We start from the raw sequence: 4492 nt of genomic DNA on the forward strand, positions 1-4492 counted from the left end.
GCCCGGCAGGCGAATGCGTAGCATTCACCGAGAGGGGGCACACCGCCTTCGGCTTGGCGCAGGATCGCAAGGATCTGCGGTTCGCTGTATCTTGTCATCTTCATCTGAATCTCCTCGTTTATCTTGCCGAGAAAATTCTACTTCCGCAGCCCCTTACTTTCGGGGGGGATTACCATATCACCCACTCCATCACGCCGGCAGGGCAGTCAGACCGGACGCTTACGGAACAGCGTAAATCGCGCAAGGAGCGCCGCACGGCCAAACAGATGCATGCGGATCTTGTGCAGCTTGGCTTTGACGGATCCTACGAGCGTGTTGCGGCCTTTGTTCGGGAATGGAAAGGGGAACGGCAGCGCGCGGGCCAATAAAAAAGACATGCGGTCTTACTATTTACCAGCGCGCTGGCCCAAAACGAAAATCTTCATGATGCTTGCTGAGATTGGGGTTATAGGCTGGATCATGTGTGGTATCTGTCTGCCAAGTGTCTTTCATGTACTGGACTTCGTTTTTGAAACGGGCCCTCTTTGCGGGTGTATCCTCGGTCTTTCGAGATGCAGATTCGTGGTGGTACATTTCCGCCAGCGGTGTCCAGAGATTGCGATACCCCGCAGCTTTGACTTTCAGACAGAAATCCACGTCGTTGAAGGCAATGGCCAGATGTTGTTCATTCAAACCACCCACCGCTTCATAAACGGCGCGCCGCACCACAAGGCAGGCAGCGGTAACGGCTGAGTATTCTTGGCGAAGCATGACGCGAAGGAAATAGCCGGAATCGTCTCGAGCTAAATACTTGTGGGAATGACCGGCAACACTACCTAAGGTCACTACGACGCCAGCGTGCTGGATCGTGTCGTCAGGGTAGTAAAGCTTTGCGCCAACACAGCCGACATCCGCACGGATGGCGAGGCTCACCATCTCACGGAGCCATCCGCCAGAAATAATTTCTATGTCGTTATTGACCAAGGCGACGATGTCACTTCGACTTTGCGCAACAGCCTTGTTGTTCAATGTGGAGTAGTTGAACGGTCCGTCATCGCGGATGACCTTCACTTGGGATGATCTCGTGATCTCCTTGAACCATGCCAATGTCTCTGCCTCGACGCTGCCATTATCGACGATAACGATTTCAAAATTGCCGTAATCTGTCGTTGCAAGGATCGAATCAACAGTAACCCGGGTTATGTCTAGCCTATCCCGGGTCGGGATCACGATAGTGACGGAAGGCTCATTCGCTAGTGGCCATTGCGGCAGATAAGTGAAAGGATAAGATCCCCGTTCGACCTTAATTTTCTGATTGTATTGGTCGGATAATGCATTCGCCATGGCCTGCACTCCGGCAGTCCATGCATATGATTTAGAGTCCGCTGTGTCTACTGTATTGCCCAGCGAGGCTCGCTCAGAATAGAGCACCTTCGGGATGTGATGGATATCTTCTTCACCAACAAGGGGCAGGCAGCGCAACAAAAGATCATGGTCTTGCACGCCCTCATAGCCTGGACGGAAACCTCCAATTTTTCTTACGATATCAGTTGCATAAACTACAAGGTGGGAAATGTAGTTATAGCTGTAAAGGAGTTCACGATTCCAATCTGGTTTGAAATGGGGGTCATAGCGAGAGCCATCCTCGCGGATCTTGTCTTCATCAGTATAAATGATCTTTGCCGCTGGATGCTGATCAATACATTCGGCCACATAAAGCAGGGCATCGGGATCAAGAACATCATCATGGTCTATAAAAACGAGGTAATCACCCTGCGCTAACTCTATCGCGCTGTTAGACGCATGGCTGATATGGCCATTTTCATCGCGGAACACGATCCGTATCCGGGTGTCGGATTCTGCTGCTTTGCTTAGAACATCCTTGATGCGAGGATTAGGGGAAGCATCGTCAGCAATGCACAATTCCCAGTTTGAATAGCTTTGCGAAGTGACGGAATCGATCATCTCCTGAAGCAGGGCTGGGTCAGTATTGTAGACTGGTACAATCACAGACAACATCGGCCCACCTGAGAGCCTCTGCACAAGCGCACGGATTTCTCCGGCCATTGCCTCGCGCTGTATTGCCCACGCTTCTAGCAATTCAGCGTATCTTTCTCTTGAACTGACATTCTCGAGCTCAATCCGCTTCGGGTCCCGCTTGGCTGCTGATCTGGCAAAGCGGCTTGCGGTCCGCGGAGATAGGGGGGAGCTTGCCTTAGACAACGCCATAAGTACTCGGCTGACAATTAGTCGCCTTAACTGCTTAAGCGGACGTTGACGGGCATTGATCAGAAGCGATGAAAGGGTATCGCTGCGCTTCTGGAGAAGTGTTATTTCTTTATCCTTGAGCTTAATCGCCTTAGCTTGATCTGCTAGTCCTTGAAGGTTTTTGCGCGCAAGCATGGCCCCACCAACGGCCTCAAAGAAACTCTCCACGACGCCGGGCCCCTCATTTGCCCGTGACAGCGCCACGAGGTCGCGAAGGTTGGACGCTACGTCCGAACCGTGAAGGAGGACGCCGAGTCCGTGACAATGGGTAAAATTAAATGACGGATACTTTTCGGAAATCTCGGCCCAATATTTGTAAACGCCAAAGCCTCGTTCCTGCACGACCGTGTCGTGAAATAGGACAACCGCCCGATCTGAAAGTTTCGGCACCCAGCTTTCGAAGTCGTGTTTCACGTCATCATAAAAATGTCGCCCATCCACATGCAACAGATCGACGCTACCATCTTTAATATCATCGAGTGCCTCGTCGAAGGTTTTTCGCAGGAGGGTGCTGAAACTAGCGTATTTGCGGTTTTCTATGCGAACGCTGTCAAAAACGACTTCTGAATAGGCTCCAGCATGCTCATCACCGGTCCATGTGTCTACCGCAAAGCACTCGGTCGGAAGTCCAGCCTCCTTAACAGACTGGCACATAGAGAAGTACGAAAATCCGTTATGGGTACCCAACTCTACAATACGCCTTGGCCGCAATACTTTCACCAACCACATCGCAAATGATCCATGCTCCCCCCAAGAGGTCTGCGGAAAGTATGCCGGTTCAGAAACGTCATGTTGGAGGAATTGGGTCATTTTTTTCAATCTACTCTTTATTTTTTGCCAGTCACACTGGCTTGGCGGCTTTGATCAGAACAGCCACCTGCGTGTCAAGTGAAGTATAGCCCTAGGTTGCACCGTTGCACAAATTGAGAAGGATTCCTGTGTGACTCCATCGAAAACGTTCGTCTATTCGGCCGTTCCAATTTGGCTATGGCGGGGACGCAGAACGCGACCTTTCTCGAGAACGGCAATAGAGTCGTAGAGGTGAAGGGACGCAAGGGTATCTGTAGTTGCTTTAATTCTCTGGCCCTCATTGTGATACCAGTGATGCATATCGTCATACATCTGTCGAATATCCCCAATAAATGATGTAGACTGCTGGTATCCGCCTTCGTGTGAATCCCAATAAGTTGCGTGTAAGTCTTCAACCATATACACACCTCCTTCTTCCAGAAGCGGGAACAAGGTGTTTATCGAGGCGCGGATGTGCTTGGAGTAGTGGCTACCGTCATCGAGAACGATATCAACACCACCCATCTCTTTCACGACATTCACAAGAAATTCTGGATCGTCTTGTGATCCGATACGCACTTGACCACTTAGCCCATTGAACGCATCGCACGCCGGATCAATATCAATCCCAAAAATAATGGCGTCGGGCCCAAAATACTTCCTCCAAAGAGATAACGATCCGCCTTTAGACACGCCTATTTCGAGAAACCTTGGTTTGCGGCCCCGAAACGACGAAAAATACCGTTCGTAGATCGGCAAATAATGATGCCATTTATGTACTATCGTTCCATCGTGCGACCAAAACAGCCCCTCAAGACCCGGCCGGTCTTTTGCCCCGGCAGGAATGCCGTCATAGTTGGCAAAACTCTCGATTCCTGCTCCGACTTGGCCACTATCGCTTGTTACGGGAACGCAAAGAACATTATCTGACGTGCTATCAACTCCTGTGACGTTTTCTGCCCCTAACTGGTATCTATTCATAAGCTTGCGAGATATTTTTTTTAATAGGTCCACGTTTTGTTCCCCTGTTTGGTCAATTCCCGCAAAAGCTCACAGCAACCATCAGATAAGTCTAAGTTATCCCTATTGCCGTGTCCAGATCTGCAGCTTCGGTAAAAACCGCCGTTGGCCGCTCTGGCGTTTGAAGACCAATGAGTCTAGAGCCTATCTGTCACATCCCGGCAGGTAATATGGGTGCTTCTTGAACAGTTGCGGTTTGAGTTTGTGCCAGTCTTTCATCGCTTGCAACGGGGTTTTGCTTCCCAAGGCTGATTGTGGAAGCTGCTGGTTGTAAAGCAGCACATAGCGGTGCAGCGTGGTTTCCAATTCTTCTCCGGAGCGGAAGTGATGGCTTTGCAGAACTTCCTCGATCCGGCCGTTGAAACGCTCAACCATGCCATTGGTCTGCGGATGATGCGGCGGGGCCAGGCGGTGTTCGATGTCCAGATCGTGGCAC

The 4492-nt window shown here is 50.7% G+C and carries 4 protein-coding genes; 1 reads left to right on the forward strand and 3 read right to left on the reverse strand.

Features of this window, described 5'->3' with window-relative positions; all coding sequences use genetic code 11:
- A partial coding sequence (locus tag BMY36_RS19345; protein ID WP_217646642.1) for a hypothetical protein occupies positions 1 to 368 on the forward strand: 368 nt, incomplete at its 5' end.
- Positions 369 to 390: 22 nt separating this feature from the next.
- Here BMY36_RS19345 and BMY36_RS18820 read toward each other — a convergent pair.
- The 3 genes from BMY36_RS18820 to BMY36_RS18830 all read right to left on the reverse strand — a co-directional run.
- Positions 391 to 3057 (reverse strand): glycosyltransferase, encoded by a 2667-nt coding sequence (locus tag BMY36_RS18820; RefSeq protein WP_050518129.1) that lies wholly within the window; start codon positions 3055 to 3057, stop codon positions 391 to 393.
- Positions 3058 to 3210: 153 nt separating this feature from the next.
- Positions 3211 to 4050 carry a class I SAM-dependent methyltransferase gene (locus BMY36_RS18825; protein WP_139194157.1) on the reverse strand — a complete coding sequence of 280 codons (840 nt, stop codon included), beginning with the start codon at positions 4048 to 4050 and terminating at the stop codon, positions 3211 to 3213.
- A gap of 150 nt (positions 4051 to 4200) precedes the next feature.
- Positions 4201 to 4492 (reverse strand): integrase core domain-containing protein (locus BMY36_RS18830; protein WP_139194158.1); only part of this gene is annotated, 292 nt, incomplete at its 5' end.

The sequence above is a fragment of the Pseudorhodobacter antarcticus genome, from assembly GCF_900110135.1.
In the GTDB taxonomy this organism is placed as follows: domain Bacteria; phylum Pseudomonadota; class Alphaproteobacteria; order Rhodobacterales; family Rhodobacteraceae; genus Pseudorhodobacter; species Pseudorhodobacter antarcticus.